The 17,843-nt window shown below is 39.6% G+C and carries 15 protein-coding genes and 1 CRISPR repeat array; of the genes, 2 read left to right on the top strand and 13 right to left on the bottom strand.

All coding sequences use genetic code 11. From position 1 onward, the window contains the following. Positions 1-5 precede the first annotated feature (5 nt). The 10 genes from JK628_RS07560 to JK628_RS07515 all read right to left on the bottom strand — a co-directional run bounded on the left by JK628_RS07560 (position 6) and on the right by JK628_RS07515 (position 10,153). A complete protein-coding gene (locus JK628_RS07560; RefSeq protein ID WP_202288910.1) occupies positions 6-2,807 on the bottom strand; it encodes a type I restriction endonuclease subunit R in 2,802 nt (933 codons plus the stop codon). A gap of 10 nt (positions 2,808-2,817) precedes the next feature. Continuing rightward, positions 2,818-3,747: a restriction endonuclease gene (locus JK628_RS07555; protein ID WP_202288909.1), complete on the bottom strand. Its 930-nt coding sequence runs from the start codon at positions 3,745-3,747 to the stop codon at positions 2,818-2,820. A gap of 177 nt (positions 3,748-3,924) precedes the next feature. Further along, positions 3,925-4,503: a recombinase family protein gene (locus JK628_RS07550; protein ID WP_202288908.1), complete on the bottom strand. Its 579-nt coding sequence runs from the start codon at positions 4,501-4,503 to the stop codon at positions 3,925-3,927. A gap of 149 nt (positions 4,504-4,652) precedes the next feature. After that, the gene (locus JK628_RS07545; RefSeq protein ID WP_202288907.1) at positions 4,653-5,771 is read right to left on the bottom strand and encodes a tyrosine-type recombinase/integrase; all 1,119 of its coding nucleotides are present in this window, start codon (positions 5,769-5,771) and stop codon (positions 4,653-4,655) included. Continuing rightward, complete coding sequence (locus tag JK628_RS07540; RefSeq protein ID WP_202288906.1) at positions 5,755-6,246, bottom strand: helix-turn-helix domain-containing protein; 492 nt, start codon at positions 6,244-6,246, stop codon at positions 5,755-5,757. The genes JK628_RS07545 and JK628_RS07540 overlap by 17 nt, the downstream gene beginning before the upstream one ends. Next, complete coding sequence (locus tag JK628_RS07535; protein ID WP_202288905.1) at positions 6,239-6,439, bottom strand: helix-turn-helix transcriptional regulator; 201 nt, start codon at positions 6,437-6,439, stop codon at positions 6,239-6,241. The genes JK628_RS07540 and JK628_RS07535 overlap by 8 nt, the downstream gene beginning before the upstream one ends. A gap of 100 nt (positions 6,440-6,539) precedes the next feature. Then, entirely contained in the window at positions 6,540-7,541 is a 1,002-nt protein-coding gene (locus JK628_RS07530; RefSeq protein WP_202288904.1) for a hypothetical protein, read from the bottom strand. A gap of 419 nt (positions 7,542-7,960) precedes the next feature. After that, positions 7,961-8,824: a hypothetical protein gene (locus JK628_RS07525; protein ID WP_202288903.1), complete on the bottom strand. Its 864-nt coding sequence runs from the start codon at positions 8,822-8,824 to the stop codon at positions 7,961-7,963. A 6-nt stretch (positions 8,825-8,830) separates the two neighbouring features. After that, a complete protein-coding gene (locus JK628_RS07520) occupies positions 8,831-9,226 on the bottom strand; it encodes a hypothetical protein (RefSeq protein WP_202288902.1) in 396 nt (131 codons plus the stop codon). A gap of 78 nt (positions 9,227-9,304) precedes the next feature. Beyond that, positions 9,305-10,153, bottom strand: coding sequence for a hypothetical protein (locus JK628_RS07515; RefSeq protein ID WP_202288901.1), 849 nt, complete (start codon positions 10,151-10,153; stop codon positions 9,305-9,307). Positions 10,154-10,415: 262 nt separating this feature from the next. On the opposite strand from JK628_RS07515, the gene JK628_RS07510 reads away from it, so the two are divergent. Continuing rightward, on the top strand, positions 10,416-11,240 hold the full coding sequence (locus JK628_RS07510; RefSeq protein WP_237524166.1) for an HNH endonuclease: 825 nt from the start codon (positions 10,416-10,418) through the stop codon (positions 11,238-11,240). Positions 11,241-11,254: 14 nt separating this feature from the next. After that, the gene (locus tag JK628_RS07505; RefSeq protein ID WP_202288899.1) at positions 11,255-11,644 is read left to right on the top strand and encodes a (deoxy)nucleoside triphosphate pyrophosphohydrolase; all 390 of its coding nucleotides are present in this window, start codon (positions 11,255-11,257) and stop codon (positions 11,642-11,644) included. Positions 11,645-11,708: 64 nt separating this feature from the next. Further along, positions 11,709-12,612: direct repeats of the CRISPR family, unit length 36 nt; unit sequence GTTGTGATTTGCAGATAGTCCTTGGTCGGATACACT. A gap of 50 nt (positions 12,613-12,662) precedes the next feature. On the opposite strand, the gene cas2 is transcribed toward JK628_RS07505, so the two are convergent. Genes cas2 through cas9 form a run of 3 tightly spaced genes read right to left on the bottom strand, consistent with a single transcriptional unit; the run spans position 12,663 to position 16,912 of the window. After that, the gene (gene cas2 / locus JK628_RS07500; protein ID WP_202288898.1) at positions 12,663-12,968 is read right to left on the bottom strand and encodes a CRISPR-associated endonuclease Cas2; all 306 of its coding nucleotides are present in this window, start codon (positions 12,966-12,968) and stop codon (positions 12,663-12,665) included. Between the two features lie 28 nt (positions 12,969-12,996). Further along, on the bottom strand, positions 12,997-13,878 hold the full coding sequence (cas1, locus tag JK628_RS07495) for a type II CRISPR-associated endonuclease Cas1 (protein WP_202288897.1): 882 nt from the start codon (positions 13,876-13,878) through the stop codon (positions 12,997-12,999). Then, positions 13,871-16,912: a type II CRISPR RNA-guided endonuclease Cas9 gene (gene cas9, locus JK628_RS07490; RefSeq protein ID WP_202288896.1), complete on the bottom strand. Its 3,042-nt coding sequence runs from the start codon at positions 16,910-16,912 to the stop codon at positions 13,871-13,873. Before cas9 ends, cas1 begins: the two co-directional genes overlap by 8 nt. Between the last annotated feature and the right edge of the window lie 931 nt (positions 16,913-17,843).

Raw genomic sequence — 17,843 nt, 5'->3', positions numbered from 1 at the left:
ATTAATTAGGCAGCTAACTGCGCTGTTAGCTGTAAGATGTCATTGATTTCATTAGGGCTAAAGACGCCACGAATTCCTTGAGGGTGTATCACTGTAAATGGTGTGCTAATGAGATCTTTTTTCTCGATTTTTTCTCGCTCTATTATTACATTTTTTAGCAACGACAGAAACTCTAACTGTCGGCTAGTCAGTGTAGTATGTGTCTGAATGAAATCCTCAAACGCCTTGCCAACAGTTTCTGGAAAACTGTCAAGAATCTCAACTCCTAGAATGTGACGTATGAACTGAATAAACTGGGCTTTCTTATTTTTATATACTTGTCGAAGAAGATCTTGCGTAATGTGCGGATGTTCAGCATGAAGAATGTCAGCAAGTAGAATGACTTCATCACCACCAACATTTCCACCAGCTTGAATTTTTTGTAAAATAGAGTTGTTTTTTGTCAGCTCAATAATCAGTTCTTCAACCATCTCTTTATAGCGTGAAATGCTCACCGCTTCATGCTGAGGACCGAACTCAACCATCTCTTTTTTGTGGAGGCTATCTACGAGGTTCAGATGGACCTGCGATTTACCATCTCGTTCTTGTTCACGGAACTTCATCAATGGTCCTAGCTTACTACAAAGGTGGTCTAATTCATTTTCACTTATATTGCTCCAATAATGATTACTTTGAGCATTACGCACTAAGGTTTCTTCTATTTTGACAAAAGGTACAGTAAGAGGGAGTTCACTTACTTGCTCTACAATTCCGGCTTTTAGTGCCAGTGCTTTTTCTTTCTCTTCACTTAAAGCAGCTAGAGAATACTCCAATAGGTCACGTTCAAATCGCATTTCTTTAAAATCTGTATTCGATACAGTTCTAAATAGTGGCTTTATATCTGTTCGTAAAAATTCTAGTTTTTGATGATCTAATGATTCCCAAAAACCATGTTCAGTTAATTTATCTAAAAGCGCAGAAGCCTCTTTGATGATTACTGAGCTATTCGGTAAGTGTTCGATTTGTTGCTGTAATTTTTCTGTCTCTCGCCGAGCAACTTCTTGCTCTCCAATATCAATCGCCTTTTCAATTTTATCTATACGTAAACCAGCTAGCTTTACAGGCAAAGGAAGTTGAGATTTGAGATCCTTACCTTTAGGTTGAAGTTTGAAGTATTCAAAATTATCCCAGCAGTCAATTATTAAAAATGCGTCTTTTTCAGTACACCAAGGTTTGATTTTTTTTGGTTCAAGCAAGCGTGTTCCTCGTCCTATCATCTGCCAAAACTTGGTATAAGAATAAATTGGTTTCGCAAACACCAAATTTACTAGCTCACGTACATCGATGCCTGTATCGAGCATATCAACACTAATAGCTACCCGAGGCATGTCGTTTTTAGTAAATTGGTCTAACAACCCACCTTTACCGTACACTCTAGGATCATCAGAAACCAATACCTTAGCTAGTTCTCCACTGTACTGTGGGAAAAGCTTGTCGAACGTACTTTCAATGCGACGAGCATGAGCTTTCGAAGAACAAAAGAAAATTGTTTTTCCTGGTAAAACACCATCACTATCTTTAATGCACTCATCCATAAACTCTTTTACAATTAGAGTGTTAGTTCCTTGGTTAATTACCTGCTTTTCTAGCTGAGTCCCTTCAAAATTAAGCTCTTCTATTTCTTTGCCTTCAAGAATCAACTTTTTTTGGTCTTCAAGTGAAATGGTGCGCTTGCTTATTCCTTCCATCTGGAATTTCGTTTGTATTTTCATTACCTGAAAATTACTCAAATACGGAGGAGTATTGTTTACCGCTTCTTCGTAGGTATAGGCAAAGGTTGGTAAGCCGTCTTCACAATCAAAAAGCTCAAAAGTACTACGGTCTATAGTGTTGATAGGCGTAGCCGTTAACCCTAATAGGGTGGCATTGAAATACTTTAAGATTTCGCCGAAAGTATTGTAAATAGAGCGGTGGCTTTCATCTACAACAATGATGTCAAAAAAATGGGGAGACAGATGTTGTTGCTCGTCCTGAATAATATTAAGCATTGTTGGATAGGTTGAGACATAGATGCGCCTATCTTTTGCTATTATTTTCTCACCAACGTTAGGCCAACGTGGCTCGTTCGGTAGATGTTCTTTAAAAGCTGATAAAGCTTGCTCTCTTAGTGCTATTCTGTCGACAAGAAACAGCACTCGTTCTGCATACCCAGCCCTCATCATCGCATCGACATAGGCAATACAAGTACGAGTTTTTCCCGTACCTGTTGCCATAACCAGTAAGAACTCACGTTTTTTATTTTCGATACCTTCTAGTACTGAACGAATAGCTCTAATTTGATAATCTCGACCTGCGATATCTTTGTTAATAAATTCTTGAGTTAGTGATTTTTTATTTCGGCGGATATATTGAAAACGCTCCAAATCATCCCTAGAAGGGAAAGCAAAAATTTTACGAGGAGGATAGTTTTCAAGGTCCCAGAAATAAGTTTCATGTCCATTGGTATAAAAACAGAACGGAAGTTCAATGCCTAACTGCTTTTGAATGTTGTAGCAGTACTGCTTGGCTTGCTCCCGACCGATTTCTGCATCTGTGCTTGATTTCTTAGCTTCAACGACAGCAAGTGGTTTTCCGTCCTTACCTAAAAGCACGTAATCACTATACTGATGACCCTGATAAGGAGTTTGAGGCTCTTTGATCCCTTCAGGTAAGCTTACAAGGATGTCAAATTCATGCGCTACCTGTGTAGGATCTAATATATTCCAACCTGAAAGTTCTAATTCTTTGTCAATTAACTCCACACGAGTTTGTGCTTCTGACTTTGTCATTCAACTGCCCTCAAACTTCAAAAAACTCTTCGTCTATTTTCTTCAGGCTTAACACCTGCTCATCACGGCTACCAATGTTGTAACGCAGCATCAGTTTTGCTAACTCCTTACCATTGATAAGAACGATACGCATACCTAGGTCTTTAGCTGTTTGAGTTGCTGATGACGTGAATTCCGACGTGGTAATAAAAATCCCTTTTTGCGCTTTCTTTAGGTTAAGCGCGCCAAAAAAGCCACGAATATCCCCAGAACTGACATTGTTACCTTCTGCGTACCGTTTCGCTTGAATGTATATCTGGTCAACACCCAATGGGTCTTGGTTGATGACACCATCAACACCATTGTCACCACTTTTACCCAGGGTATGAGCCATTCCTTCATCACTACCGCCATAGCCCATTGCTAGTAGCAGGTCGATAAGTAGTTGCTCAAAGAAGGCTGGGGACACTTTGCGTGTTCGAGACAAGATGTCTGAAGCTAACGCGTCGTTAATCTGTTTGTAAGCAGCTCTTAGCACTTCATCTGGTGTAGTTTCATTGGCTGAACTTTCTATTACCTCAGTGGAAGCCTTTTCCGTGCTGGAGGAGTCATTCTTTTGTTCTTTAAAGGCGATAAACTCATCAAACTGCTTCAAATAGTGATTATTGATAAGAGTATTTGGGTCTTGCAGTGCCTTAATGCCTCTGTCTGTAATGACAAAATGTGCTCGCCTGGTAACTTCAAGTAGACCAGCTTTGGTGAGATAGGTACGCGCCCAGCCAATGCGGTTATCCAGAGTACTCTGTCTGCCACTAGGAAGTGTTTCAGTTCGCTCATCTTCAGAGAGGTTAAACTGGTCTGCAATTTGATTGATGACATCTCTAAGCTTGACCTCAGCACCATCTGCAGCCTGAGCAATTTCAAGAAATGGACGCATAAACTCTTGGTAATTAGGGATCATCCGTTATCCTTTTGCTTCTCTATCCAGGTTTTTAAAGCTTCGCACTTTAAGTTCCATACAATTCGATCTGTCATGTTAGTCTGATTAATCTATCACATTCGTAATGTTTAATGAGCTGTAAGGAGAATATGAGAAAATTGGATAATAAACAATGATCTTGCTCTAGAGTTCAAGTAGTTAGCTCTGATTGGCTTTGTTCCAATGCCTCTTAACTGTCGCAATCCCCAAACCTAATGTTTCTGCCGCTTTAGATTGAGATAACCCCTCAGCTTTTTTTGCTTGAACTAATACTGTTGTGGCGTGAGCTTCTGGTCTACCAAGCTTCTTGCCTTGAGCTTTTGCTCTTTCAAGGCCTTCTTTTGTTCGCTCTCTGATCCGGTTTCGCTCGAACTCAGCAAAGGCCGAAAACATCTGTAACATCAACTTGCCCTCAGCACTTGATAGATCTGCTACGGGGAGATCCAGGCAAGCAACCTTGATGCCTTTATCTGTAAGTAGGTTAATGGTGTTTTGCACATCAATGTTATCGCGGCCTAAACGGTCTAGTTTAAGTACCACCAGCATATCCCCACGCTCCATCTGGTGATTGATAAGCATCTTGAACTTTTCACGTTTCATTGCCTCAACGGAACCTGAGACCGTTTCACTGATAGTGCGAGCATCATTTACCTCATACCCTTTTTGTCGGATAGCAAGAATCTGATTCTCGGTGGTTTGCTCTGTTGTAGAAACACGGCAATAGGAAAAGATACGCATGGGCCACTCTCTTTTGAAAAAGGTATCAAATAAAGGGGTATCATATAATTAAAGTACCATTAAAGCTACACCCTAATTTTGTGATACCAACATTCAATAAAGAAAGCTGGTATCAATATACGAATGTTTTTTGATACCAGCTAATTAGGTTAGTTGGGTATACTTTTAGATTTCGCCATCATTGCTTGAAATTGTTGGAATTGCTTAAATTCCTCTTCCACATCTGAAGAGGTACTTTCAGCAGGCTCAGCTAATTTACGCAATAGTTCGGCTTGTTTGTAATCAGGCACATCACCATAGCTATAAAAACTGGTCAACACGCTTTCATGCCCTAAGTTCTGACTCCATGCTTTGAACTCTTCAGGCGTTCGGCAAAGGTTCTCACCTAGCCTTACCAAAGTATTACGGAAGCTATGAGGATTAAAGTAAGGTAAACCAACAGCTTCAAAGGCTTGTTTAAAGACTTTACGTATTGGATTTGCATTACTCCAATGCTCCTTATGTAAACCAACAGCTTCGAACTGTTGATTTTTATTGTGTGCCAACTTAGTTTTTGGAAACAGCGGATCACTTTGCTTAAATCCAAGCTCTTTAATCAAATAATCAATCCACTCAGTCAAAATCTTTGATGGCAATTCATCCACTGGAAAAAAATAAGTGGTAAAGCTTTTACTAAACTTTGTATTAACCTCCCTTGCATCCTGATAAAAGCTTTTGTCAGCAAGATCGACATGCTTAATCTTTACTGAAGCAACCGCCCCATCTCTTGCACCAGTTAAGAGAACAAATGAGAATAACGCTCTATCACGCATTTCTAATGCTGTGTCATACGGCATCGCTTCCAAGGTTTGCATAATTTGCTCAACCGTCGCCACATTCCTTTTACGCTTTGCATTGGCAATGCGAGTATCTTTTTCAGACAAATTGAAATATTCAATATCGCTGTAGTTTATTTTTGCTCGATAGTCTTTTTGTGTCACTAGGTATTTAAAAAGACCTTTCAAGTGGCGCATGGTAGTCAGCACCGTCGCCTTACTTAACTTTCCCCCTGTCACTATCGATTTTTGAGCAAGCAGGTTCTTCTTAAACCCAATAGCATGCTTAGATCCAAACTTCTTAAAGTCGAGGTAATTTGTCGCATCTTCAAACCGATTAATTGACTTCATTACACCGTCAATTGTTGAGTCATCTAATTGTTTTGCTTCCCTCAAATACTTTGCATACTCGTATATAATTCGGGTGTTTTTAGTGCTATTTTTTTTCATCATTAAATACCTTAGCAAAAGGATAATTTAAGGGCTTTTGACCTCTCAGGATTAAGTGCTTTTCAGCTATCGGTAATTTCCCACCTAGTTCCGTCCAAATTTGGTTAAGGTCACGCCAAGAAACGAACTTATTTGACTGCTTATCACACTCAGCACAACGGCCAGTCATTTGCGCACTACCTGAAGGTACAGCTATAAATTCAACTGAATCAATGCTTGGCTTTTTAGGGACTTTACATTTAAAACAGAACATCTCATTAAGCTCACATCGATGCAGATATGTTTTGCGCTTCTGCTTTAAATACAGCTTCAAGTCAGCACCTTGAATTAGTAAAGGACCGGTTTCTTTGATAACCGGCAAACCGGCATGTATCCAATTACGTACAGTTTTTACATGAGCACCTATAGTTTCACTAGCATCCTTAACTGTATAACTGCGATGGACTTTGACTCTATTAGGGTTAAATCGCTTACTCATCGTTAGCCACCTTAGATGCCGCAATGCGCTCATCAAGCCATTGCTCAATATCTGATTCAAGCCAACCGACCGCGCGATCACCTAATGAGATGCTTGTAGGGAATTCCCCCTTAGAAATACGTGAATAGATACTGCTACGACATAAACCAACCCTCTGTTTAACTTCAGGAAGGCGCATTAATTTTTTGGACATAAAAAAACCTCTTAGCTACTTATTGGAAAGCCAAGAGGTTATCGAATTGGTGTATTGCTAAATCCTATTTAGGAAAACCAAATTCCTAAATAGGATTCTTTTATTTTTGTCTTCTTTCTATAGCAGCTTCAACGTCAGCTAATGTGTCTCGAATATAATCATCAGATAAAGGAACACCTATCAACTCTGTCATAGCCTCTACAGATGGGGTTACCCCTCGTGCTGAGGGATCAATGTTTAGCGCATGACACAAGGCACCAATGAGAACAAGTAGCGTATTACGCTGTTTTGAACCTAATGATTCCTCAGTTTGAATTGGTGACGAATCTTCTTCATTTAGCGATTTCTCAAAACGTGTTAGCTCATTTTTTCTAATGACAAATTGACAACTATGATCTTCAAGAGTAATTGAATCTTCAAACTTCTCATCATCAGTAAGCTCAACTTGCATGATGTCAGACAGTTGTCCTAAGGAGTCGATTTCAGCTCTACTTAAGCATTCTGATACCTCATCACAATTTAAAAAATCATCTATTGTTAGGCCTTTAGGGTGTAAAAAACTCTCCATTTCTTGTTCCAATATCACCATATTTTCGAGTATTGGTGGAGGTAAGAGGCTATTTTGAAGTTTACAGATCAACCCTTCTCGCTTTAGAAAGAGCCCTGATATTGGAGCAACTAATGGCTCTGGTCCACCAACCTCTTTTTGATAAAGCTGCTCAACATCTAAAGTCTCCATCCCAATCATGGCCAAATCCCAAATACCATCGATAAGATGCACTTTGTCGTTAAATGCAAGCCACTTATTGTCTTCAACCTCCAAGAAATCATCTAAGGAAATTAGATATTCTTCATCTAAAGCCTCGTTCGTCACCAAGTCATACGCTACTGGATGGCCGTTATTGTCGATATATGGTTGAGTTATAAACTGCCCGTTTAGTGCATATGCCTGATTAAGCAATCGAACTGACAAGGTTAGTTGCTTTTCTAGTGCAAACATATAAATATCAGTTAAAGAGACTTGCTCTTCCAGAGAAGATGACAAGTAATTAGCTGCCTCTTCCAACGTGAAAAACTTCTTTAATTTAAATACTTTACTCATTTAAGTTTACTTTAAACCTATGTTCCAGCAGCAATTGAAACTAAAATTTTCCATTAGGCCAATATATAAAAAAAACCAATGCAAAAAATAACTTTATGCTGCCATGACAGAATATGGCGGAAAGTATCGTAACCAATAAGAAAACGCGAATTTATTTGATAAAACTGATAGCTACATGCTTATCGTCTCGAAATGTACCCGACCAAGAGCAGTGCCTCTACGGCAATTTAATGTTGTCATTTGCTTGGGACGCTAAACTGGAGAAACAAGAGAAACAGGAGCTTTCTAGCATTTACTTGAGGTAATGATTCATGCTTCAGCAACAATCATTTTCAACTCAAAAAAACTAGGTAGGCATGCCATTGTTACGAAGGATGCTGTCAGCAGGTATACCGAAGATATAGGGGCTAATCTAGCCATCAAACTACATGAAAGTTGGTCTCCGAATATTTGTTTTTCCTATTAGCGTTAAAGCTTGGATCTAGGTTGAGGTTTGCATCTATGAGCTCACCAGTTCCAAGGCAATCATATAAATCTCTTAGCAAGGCTTTCGCTTGAGGTAAATATACGTAGCGAAATTCAGTACTTGGATAAATTTCTATATATTTTTTGACTAACTCCCCTATGCTAATACCCACCTGTTCTATCTCTTGCCACTGCATTCCATCTTTCGTACCAGAGCAATGAAGGTAGTTTATATAGATACCTAAATTTTCAATCTGTTCTTGATCTAACACTTCATCAAAAATCACTCCTTCAATAACGCTTTCACAAGTCACTAGCTCATTGGGAGATTTTTTTATATTTAGTTCAGCCCTCAGGTTATTTTGATTTATCACTTTGTTTTTCAGCAACTCTTGATACTTATTCAACTGAACATTTAGTAACCGGTCTAGCTCGCTCAAGCGCGCTTCCTTTTCTAAATGCGCAACTTGTCCTTCAAGTGCAAGACGACTTTTTTCTGCTTCTTCTTTGGTTGCTGTTAGCTCTTCTCTTGTTAACCTCAATTCTTTCATCTGCAGACGTATAGACCAAATGAGTAAACTAACAGTGGCAAAGCCCAAGATTGGGTTGAGCGTACCACCGATAAAATCACCAAACTGCGCAAAGGTTTCCTGTGTACCTAAGGAGCCTTTGAACTGAAAGAAATATAAAACCAAAATACCAATTGCTGCAAATACAACAACTATCATAGAAGCCTTCAGCAAGCTTGGAAATATATCTTTTTGATTCCTATTAGGGTTAACAGGTTGATTTGAAACTCGACCATTTTTATCACTCATATCAAATTAACCTTCAGTACCATTAGCTGTAAAATCGTGTAAGCAATTAGCGAAAGCACCTTTCTCGCCTGTAGTATTTATCCAACCAGCACTAATACTCTCATTTAGTACAACTTTGCCATCGTTAAACACATCTGCACTCACCAAAAGATAATTAAAACTACCGGTATAAGTTTCTACTCTATAACCATTAGCACGGTTGAATTGTCGAACCTCGAAATTTGTTATACCGGAATGAGACTGTTGAAAGCCATCAGATAAACAATCAACAAAAAATTCAATCTTGTCTATCGGTATGTTGCCCAATGAAACGACAAAAAAGTCATCTTTATCACTACGGGTTGGCGCTGAGCACGCCGAAAGGAATAACAAAGCAAACAAAAGGAAAGAGAGCTGTTTCACAAATACACATCCATATGAGATTTTCATACACAATATCATTTTAGAACAATTAACCATAATCAATTATTAATCAAAGAGCTAAGCAGATAATAACTTTTTAAACGACCTCTCGTAATCACCAAAACCAGAATCCATTAGGCTTTGCTGGTGATAATCAAGCCATAGGGCAATTGCGTTATCTATCCCGAATTGACCTTCGTTCAAAGCTTGTGAGTAAAACTCAGGACTTGTAGTGAGCTTTTCCGCGTTAAACCTTTTACCTTTAATTTCTGTCAGATCCAGCTGACTATCAGGCACATATTTAAGGGAAGTGACTTTACTAAAGACTCTAGGATTAATGTGACGTCCTGATACATAACAATTACGCTTCCAGGCTTGCGCTATACATGCGGCAATATCAGCTCTACATTTCCAGTAACCATAAACCCACAATTCGCAGAAATGATAGCGGTAAATAGCTTCTTCTCCGAGCTCACCGATCTGCTCTCTCATTAAAATTAATGTATCGTATTCATCAGTCGTGTACTTCGTTGTTAACAACCAGCCATCGACTTTACTTCCACCAGCAGCGGGCAACAAGGAGTCCATCCAGTCACCAAACAACTTTGGCTGTTTGTAAAAGTGCCTAAGCTCATACAACTCATCAGTACCACCTTCCAACCACTCCAGTTTTATGCCAAAGAGCATTGCGGCAGCTTGCAACAAATTGCAATCTAACGCCTTCAGAAGTTCGGTCTCATCTTCAACTTGATGAATAGTAAGTTTATAGCCAAAAATACGAGGGATTTGCCCCCTGGCTATTCCATGAGCTTCAAAAAGCCGAATAAACCTCTGTGCTGTATTAGTAACGATAGGCTCAGGCTTACGCCATTTTTTGAACCTATCTCTCAATGAGAAAAATGCTTCGATATCACCTAATCCAACCATGGATAACTTTCCTTATCATATTTAGCCAATCTTGGAGCACTATATATCCACCATCATATTTCATAATCAACTAGTAATGCAGCCTTATTTTATTGAGTACTATATCCTCGCATCATGCTCAGTAAATCAAGTAGGTCTTAGAGCTTACCTCATGATAATAAGCCACCGAAATTTACCTGGCAGGGTTGTTCCAGAGATTGAAAACGTGTAAAAATACAACTACAAATACTTTTAAAACATAGCCTTATTAGTGGATAACCACATGACGAAAAGTGCGATAGCTCGACTGATTCAGGGGGATAAACTAAACAACAAACAATTGTGTAATACGTTTGGCTGCAGCCCTCAAGGTGGAATGAGAAAATCTAACTCTACTAATTCACTGGTCATAGTTTCAAATCACATCAAATCTATTTACGATGATAGATGGGACATAGATACACTGCATTACACCGGAATGGGCACTACAGGCGATCAAAGCCTGAACTTCTTGCAAAATAAAACACTAAGTAACTGCAAAACAAATGGTATATCAGTTCACCTTTTTGAAGTATTTCGAGACAAGGAATATACCTACACAGGCGAAGTAATTCTGGTTGACACCCCATACACCGAACAGCAGCCAGATCAAAATGGTAACCTCCGCCAAGTCTATATTTTCCCCCTTCAACTTAATTCTAAATTTCATAGCGTTTTAGCTGAAGATAAACTGCACGTATATAAAGTGAAACAGAAGAAAGCTAAGAGGCTTAGCATAGAAGAGCTCGCTAAACGTGCTAGCCAATCTACTCGAAAGATAAGTTGCTCACAGCAAACAACTACAATTTATGACCGAAATGTGTGGGTAGTCGAATATACAAAAAGATTAGCCAACGGAATATGCCAGCTGTGCCATCTGCCTGCACCATTTAATAACCTGAAAGGCGAGCCTTATCTAGAGACCCATCATATTATATGGCTCTCTCGTAATGGTATTGATACTCCAGAAAACACTGTTGCGCTATGCCCTAATTGTCATAAAAAAATGCATGTGCTCGACTTACCAAACGATGTAGCATTGCTCACCAATAGAGCGAATAACTTTTAAAACCTAGAATGCATATGAAGAAACAAATAGAAGTCGTAGCAGCCATTATTCAACGTGATGGAAAATATCTTGCCGTACAGCGCGGTCCAGCAGCTTTAGATTACATAAGCCATAAATGGGAGTTCCCAGGCGGAAAAGTAGAAGCTGGCGAATCACTTAAAACTGCAATTGAGCGAGAGCTCTACGAAGAGCTTAAAGTTACAGTAAGTGGACTGAAGTTACTTATTACCGTTAATCATGAATATCCAGATTTTCATATCACTATGCATTGCTTCCTTTGTCACTTAGATACAACGGATATCACGTTCACTGAGCATATTGACTCCCGCTGGCTCAATAGCAGTGAACTTTGGGATGTTGATTGGGCTGCCGCGGATATCCCTGCTGTAAAGAAATTAACTTAAAAGGGTTATCTAATGGTATTGAGCCAATCTGGTTGGGCTGGAACATGGGAAGACTTTTTAGGTCGTTGTGATTTGCAGATAGTCCTTGGTCGGATACACTGAGACATTTGAGATGGTCGAGATGGTCGAGATGTTACAAGTTGTGATTTGCAGATAGCCCTTGGTCGGATACACTGGCGAATGCGTGGGGTTCTACTGAGTCTGGGTTGTGATTTGCAGATAGTCCTTGGTCGGATACACTAGCTTACTTTCAAGTTGAATAAGGTTTACTGTTGTGATTTGCAGATAGTCCTTGGTCGGATACACTCACCAGGTGAGTTTATAACCAAGTGAGTTGGTTGTGATTTGCAGATAGTCCTTGGTCGGATACACTTTCGCTGACGCCGATAAAGCCTTATCAGATAGTTGTGATTTGCAGATAGTCCTTGGTCGGATACACTATGCGATCAGCAGCAGTTAGCCCCAGCTCTGTTGTGATTTGCAGATAGTCCTTGGTCGGATACACTGAGGATGGGCGCGTGATCCCTATCGTACTTGTTGTGATTTGCAGATAGTCCTTGGTCGGATACACTTTGAGCTGGGTTCGTGGCCGCTTGGAATACGTTGTGATTTGCAGATAGTCCTTGGTCGGATACACTTGCTCATAGACAGAGCCAGGGGCGCGCTTTGTTGTGATTTGCAGATAGTCCTTGGTCGGATACACTTTTTGATGACGAGGACTTACAAGACTCGTGGTTGTGATTTGCAGATAGTCCTTGGTCGGATACACTAATGGCCTCGCAGTTGGCCACCATGATATTGTTGTGATTTGCAGATAGTCCTTGGTCGGATACACTATCTTCGCGCTGCGAATCTCGTTTCAGCGAGTTGTGATTTGCAGATAGTCCTTGGTCGGATACACTTTTCAGCAGTATGTGGAGGTAACTCAGGAAGTTGTGATTTGCAGATAGTCCTTGGTCGGATACACTACCTGCACAATAAACAGCTGTTTTTTGTTAAGCTAATTAGCAAAGTGACATTAAAAAAACGCCAACTGCGAAGGGGCATTCTCTGTGGGACGGCGTTTTTTTCCATAATAAACCTCGATTCTGCCAAATTGTTGATCGGTGATTTTTATTATTCTTACCTCCCCATCGGCGGGAAGACTTGCCCTTACTCTGTTTGCATGCACCATTGCATTTTCATCGCTGTTGCAATGGCGCATGTAAACCGAATACTGCATCATGATAAAGCTATCTTTCAATAATCCTTTTCGAAATTGGGTGTATTCGAGCCTTGCCTCTGGCGTATCGGTTGGTAAATCGAAAAGAACAATAATCCACACGGTGCCAGCTCCGCCAAAAGTTTCCATATTATAGAGTAGGAAAAATAATTGTATCCATCTCCTTAGTATAGTTTCGCTTTAAGTCGGCGGATATAAAATGAAGACTATTCATCAATGGCATGCTTTCTCCCTTAAAGGTTACCCGTTTAGATATTAGCCCGAGTAATATTTGCTTAGCCTCCTGTGTGACCTCTAGTACACCCTGTTCTTGCAGATCGTATACAGCAATATCGACAAACGGTCGAAATGGTTCAACAATGTCATCGGCTAAGCTGAGATTGTTGTATTGATTTTGATGAAATATTCCTAGCGCTGGATGCAACCCTGAGCCGACTAATGCCCTTGCCACACAAGCACGAAGAACCATATACCCGTAATTTAATAGCTGATTTAAGCCCTCTAGCTCTCTATTACGCCTAAAGTTTTCACCAAACAAGGCGTGCCAATAATGCTTTGCAGCTTGTGCCTCGACATTATTAGGATCACCACTTTTTACTTTTGTGGCAAAATGGACAATTTTTTCATGACTCTTACCACAGTGAATTAATGCAGCAGATTGAGCGATAATCTTTTGCTTAATTATCTGCTGCCACAAGCGTTTATGTATTGGTTTACTTACTGATATTTGCTGTTTAAGGACTAATGAATGCAAACTGCTCGGTTGGAACAACGGCAAGCTTAAGCTGAGTGGCAGGTGTTTGTCGTCACAAAAAATCACCGCGACATTGTGCTGCTGGCACAACACCATCACTGATTGGGTAAATACCACCTGCTTATGCGCCAGTAACAACACCCCAATATCTTCCACTGCAACAGTGGCCACCGTTTCTCGATTTTTATCAATACACAGCTGCCTATCTTTAATGTGCAGATAAGCAGCATGACTAATATCGATAACACGCTTAATCAAGTAATTTTCCTATTGCATTTACTTTTAATAACTTCAATTGGTAGGTATTCATTAAAACAGGTACAGACAGGCGAATACCCTCAGATTTATCATTGTTCCTTGCTGCAGTGTGCAACCTTGTTTGAATTGAATTAGCTTTACTCTCTAATTTTTGTATTCGATGTAACTGCTTTTCACCATCAACCGTTAACTCGACCAAATCATTTTTATGTAGTGTGAGCATAGGCTGAACTTCGCTATCTATTTTTGTGTTAATTGCTGTTTTAGCCTGATAAGCAGTGACAAATTCTGTGCGGTACTTACCATTATCGAGTTTAAAAATATAGACACAGTGTGTATTACCAAATGCGTACCATTTAAAAACTTTCCCCTGTTTATCGGTAATTGGCAATTTGCTTTTATGTAGGCTAGCCAGGGTATTTTTGGCCTGCACAACTCGCACCCTTTTTATAGACGTTTTGTTATCTTTATGGGTAACTATTTCACCATCAGCGAAAGCGTCTTTGGGCTTATTGTCATATTTTGCTAAATGACTTAATACCTGCTTTTTCACTTGTGGATCGATAATGCTTTGGGCATTTTTCAAGCTGAAATCTCCATTTAAATCTTTACGATAGACAGTGCCAATACCGTCGATAAAACCGACACCGGTATCTTTGTGAAGTGCCCCGCTAATTTTATGCTGTGGCGTGTGGGAAACTATTAGCTTGGATAATTGCTCCATTAGCTGTTCACGAATACTTGCAAAAGGCGGTTCTATATGGATGTCTTTCATCGATAGGCCCCTATCACTTTCCTCTAAGCTTTTAGCCTGCTTTCGTAGAGTATCGTAGAGTTTTCTGTCTATACAGGCTATGACTGCTGCATCGATAGTGTGATGGCGATGGTCGATACGCTCTTTTTCATTTGTTGTACCTATTAAATTATTTAACCCCCACTGAAAGCGCAGCCATGATGTCATGACACCTTTAGGGTAAGTTACATCAACGCCTAATTTTTTTAAGTATTGACCTGCTTCTTTGCAGATATAGCGAGTGTCGTTAAGCTGCGACGATAGGAAGTCGCCTTCCCCGTTTATTAGCTCTTCTGAGGTTTTATAAAATTTGCTTTGCTTAGCTTGAGGCCATTTCTTTATGCGCTGGCTGATTTGCTCCCACTTCTCTTCACTGCCGTCATACGCATCTTTGGGAGTACGATTACCTTTATATTGATTTTCTTTTTGGGTGCATACAACTTTATTCATGAAGGAGTCATCAAAGGATTTACTGTATGGCAGTATATGATCAACTTCGATATTTGCTGTAAATAACTCCTCAAGCCCTATCATTTTCCCACTGTAAGCACATTGTTCATTTTGCGCCTTCCATAATCGATAGCGGAGCTTCATTTCATGGTTGGGATATTTAGTGGCAAGTACGGTTTTGGATGCTATGTGCTGAAATTTCTTTGTAGCCTCATCATTTTCTTTGGTATTGGCTTTCTGTTGCTTTGCAAATGCAGCGTACTTTTTGGTATTCATTTCAAGATCACGCGCCATCTCAATGTGAATAACATCTGGTTTCCCATACTCAGCGATGATGGCATTAACCACACGCCTTACTTCACTAAGACCTCTGCTAACTATTGGATTGTTAACTTCTGGTGCAGGGCCTAACCTATCGACTACTTTGCCAGTTTGGCTTTCGTATTCGTAGCCTGCTGCAACTCTAGCATCTGAATATATTCGCCCTTTTCGTAAGAAAGGCAACATTTTATTGATTGCTTTTAGGCTATTATTTGCATGCCCTGGCTCAAACTCTAGCATGCACAATTTAACTGCTATTTCTCTATCACACTTCCAATGGTCTATTAACCTTTTTTTAAGCACCGACTTTTTATTAATGGTAATTAAATCTTCAACAAAATCAATCTTTTGATCTAGCGAGATTTCATTCCACGAAGGCAGCACGCTGTAAATGGCAAACGATGTTCTGTTACCTTTTAACTTTTTATTACCCGTATCCAAATTAAATTTGTAGGTGTTATCTAGACCAAGCGTTTTACATATTTGTGGAAAGGTAACTAAATCTTTTTGCTCAAATAGTTCGATCAGTTTTAGTTTTTGTTCCTGTGTTAACCAAAGCTCTTGCTCTGAGTAAGGATCAAAATATTTAAGGTGATTAATATCCTGTAGGTACCTAAATTGTTGTACTTCGAGCCTGGCTAGCGCAGCCCTTTTTTTTCTTGGTTCTAGGCTACATTTACCAATTCGGTCACTTTTTAGTTTTAGTGGTCGTTGATGAAAAATGATGTTTGCGAGCTCAATTTGGACATTTTCTGTTAATTGACAGTGGTGGTTAGCTTGAGCATTAAATATCATCTTAAGCTCATCACGGTACATTTGCCTGTCGGTTCTTAGTTTTGTACCTTTACGATTTCGTTTACAGTCTTGATGTTCTAGCGAAGCTAAGTACTCGCCTAAAGTACGAAAGCCAGAATGGTTAATTGATTGACGTAACTCGCTTATCTCTTGTTTAAAAGCTCTCTCTTCTTTATTTGAGTCATCAATAAGACCTTCATCCTGAAGTACTGCCATAACATCAGGATCGTCAAGCATATCCCTGCCCAACAAGGTTTTCTTGTTACTTTGAAAGCCTCTGCGTTGCCCAATATGTAAAATGACACGCCCTAGTTCATATGGTTCTAAAACGTGATCAAGCGCCTTCGCCCTAAGTTGATATGGACATCCAAAGGTGTTTAGTGTGATTTCTGGCTGTGGCGTATCTTTTAATATTGAAGGTAATAAATTAAGTGAAATAAGGTAATTTTTTAAACGTTCCTTTCTTCTTGCCCTTCTTTGAATAACCCGTCTCGCTAGACGATTGTTACGACGCTCCTGATTTTTTGGTGTAGGTGTTTTATCTTGCACCGCCTTAGGAAATATTCTTACACCTGAATCGATGATACTGTTAGGTATGTTGTCATGTGACGCAGCCAATAGCGCCCACCCGATTGAATTGGTACCTAAATCTAAACCTAAAATGGATTTGCCCATTAGAACTTTCCCTGTTACATTAATATTTAGTGTATCCGACCAAGGCCTATCTTTGCTTTTCATACCAAGAAATAGCTTTTTCGTAGGCAACGCTTTAAAGCGACCAGAGCCCTCCCAGCGGGGGCTTTTTCATTCTATGATTAAAAAACCTTATATCAACAGATTATTTTTCCGACCTGAAAGTTACTCAAACAACCTCAACCATTGAAACCACTTACAACCTAATAACCTAATAAAACAATGGCTTGCGGTTAGCGTATTTTGTAAGTGAAAAGAAATTTTAACTATTATCTTCTAAATCTATTATCTAAGCCTAGCTTAAGCAAGGCCGTTGATTAATAAATATTCTAAAAATTCAAGGCGGACAAACGAGTAGACTTAATCGGAAAAGTGCGCTTTGATATGGATGCCTTAGTGAAAGCACTTAGTAAGTTTCATTTATGGCTCACTGACTTATTACCCGCTTAGCCGGTCAGCCGGTCAGCTCTAACAAGCTTTGAGTCAGAAAGGAATTAGGGCTAATGATAAAATGATAATGTCGGTCAGTTTCATTGAGCTGATGAAACTTGCCTAAGAAACAACTCTTGATCTGCTTACTGCTAACAGGCTTCTTCAAGGTATTAATCGTTGTGCTTGCCCATTTTTAGAAGAAAATAATCTGAGTTGGTTCCAAAATTTGCATTTGCACCATCAAACCAATGTAACACTCAATGGAACACCTGTACAAAAACAGATCAAACAAACCAAATACAAACAACACCTTAAAATACAAAGAAGAGCCCCGCCGCCTCCACCAAATATAGAAAGCCTCGATACGAAAGTATCGGGGCTTTTTTCTGCCTGAAATTTAACGAGTTAAAGCTTAGTCACCGTAAGCCCCCCAGCAAACAACTAGGAGACAAATAAAATATTAAAAGACCAACTAGTACGA

Source organism: Shewanella sp. KX20019 (assembly GCF_016757755.1).
Lineage (GTDB): Bacteria > Pseudomonadota > Gammaproteobacteria > Enterobacterales > Shewanellaceae > Shewanella.
The sequence above is the reverse complement of the archived record's forward strand: the minus strand, read 5'-3'. Positions and strand labels throughout refer to the sequence as shown.

What these genes read in the sequence shown, in the direction of transcription:
- JK628_RS07555 (WP_202288909.1), bottom strand. Translation starts at nt 3,747, where the DNA reads ATGATCCCTAATTACCAAGAGTTTATGCGTCCATTTCTTGAAATTGCT.
- JK628_RS07535 (WP_202288905.1), bottom strand. Translation starts at nt 6,439, where the DNA reads ATGTCCAAAAAATTAATGCGCCTTCCTGAAGTTAAACAGAGGGTTGGT.
- cas9 (WP_202288896.1), bottom strand. Translation starts at nt 16,912, where the DNA reads ATGGGCAAATCCATTTTAGGTTTAGATTTAGGTACCAATTCAATCGGG.
- JK628_RS07545 (WP_202288907.1), bottom strand. Translation starts at nt 5,771, where the DNA reads ATGATGAAAAAAAATAGCACTAAAAACACCCGAATTATATACGAGTAT.
- JK628_RS07530 (WP_202288904.1), bottom strand. Translation starts at nt 7,541, where the DNA reads ATGAGTAAAGTATTTAAATTAAAGAAGTTTTTCACGTTGGAAGAGGCA.
- JK628_RS07525 (WP_202288903.1), bottom strand. Translation starts at nt 8,824, where the DNA reads ATGAGTGATAAAAATGGTCGAGTTTCAAATCAACCTGTTAACCCTAAT.
- JK628_RS07550 (WP_202288908.1), bottom strand. Translation starts at nt 4,503, where the DNA reads ATGCGTATCTTTTCCTATTGCCGTGTTTCTACAACAGAGCAAACCACC.
- JK628_RS07510 (WP_237524166.1), top strand. Translation starts at nt 10,416, where the DNA reads ATGACGAAAAGTGCGATAGCTCGACTGATTCAGGGGGATAAACTAAAC.
- JK628_RS07540 (WP_202288906.1), bottom strand. Translation starts at nt 6,246, where the DNA reads ATGAGTAAGCGATTTAACCCTAATAGAGTCAAAGTCCATCGCAGTTAT.
- JK628_RS07560 (WP_202288910.1), bottom strand. Translation starts at nt 2,807, where the DNA reads ATGACAAAGTCAGAAGCACAAACTCGTGTGGAGTTAATTGACAAAGAA.
- JK628_RS07505 (WP_202288899.1), top strand. Translation starts at nt 11,255, where the DNA reads ATGAAGAAACAAATAGAAGTCGTAGCAGCCATTATTCAACGTGATGGA.
- JK628_RS07515 (WP_202288901.1), bottom strand. Translation starts at nt 10,153, where the DNA reads ATGGTTGGATTAGGTGATATCGAAGCATTTTTCTCATTGAGAGATAGG.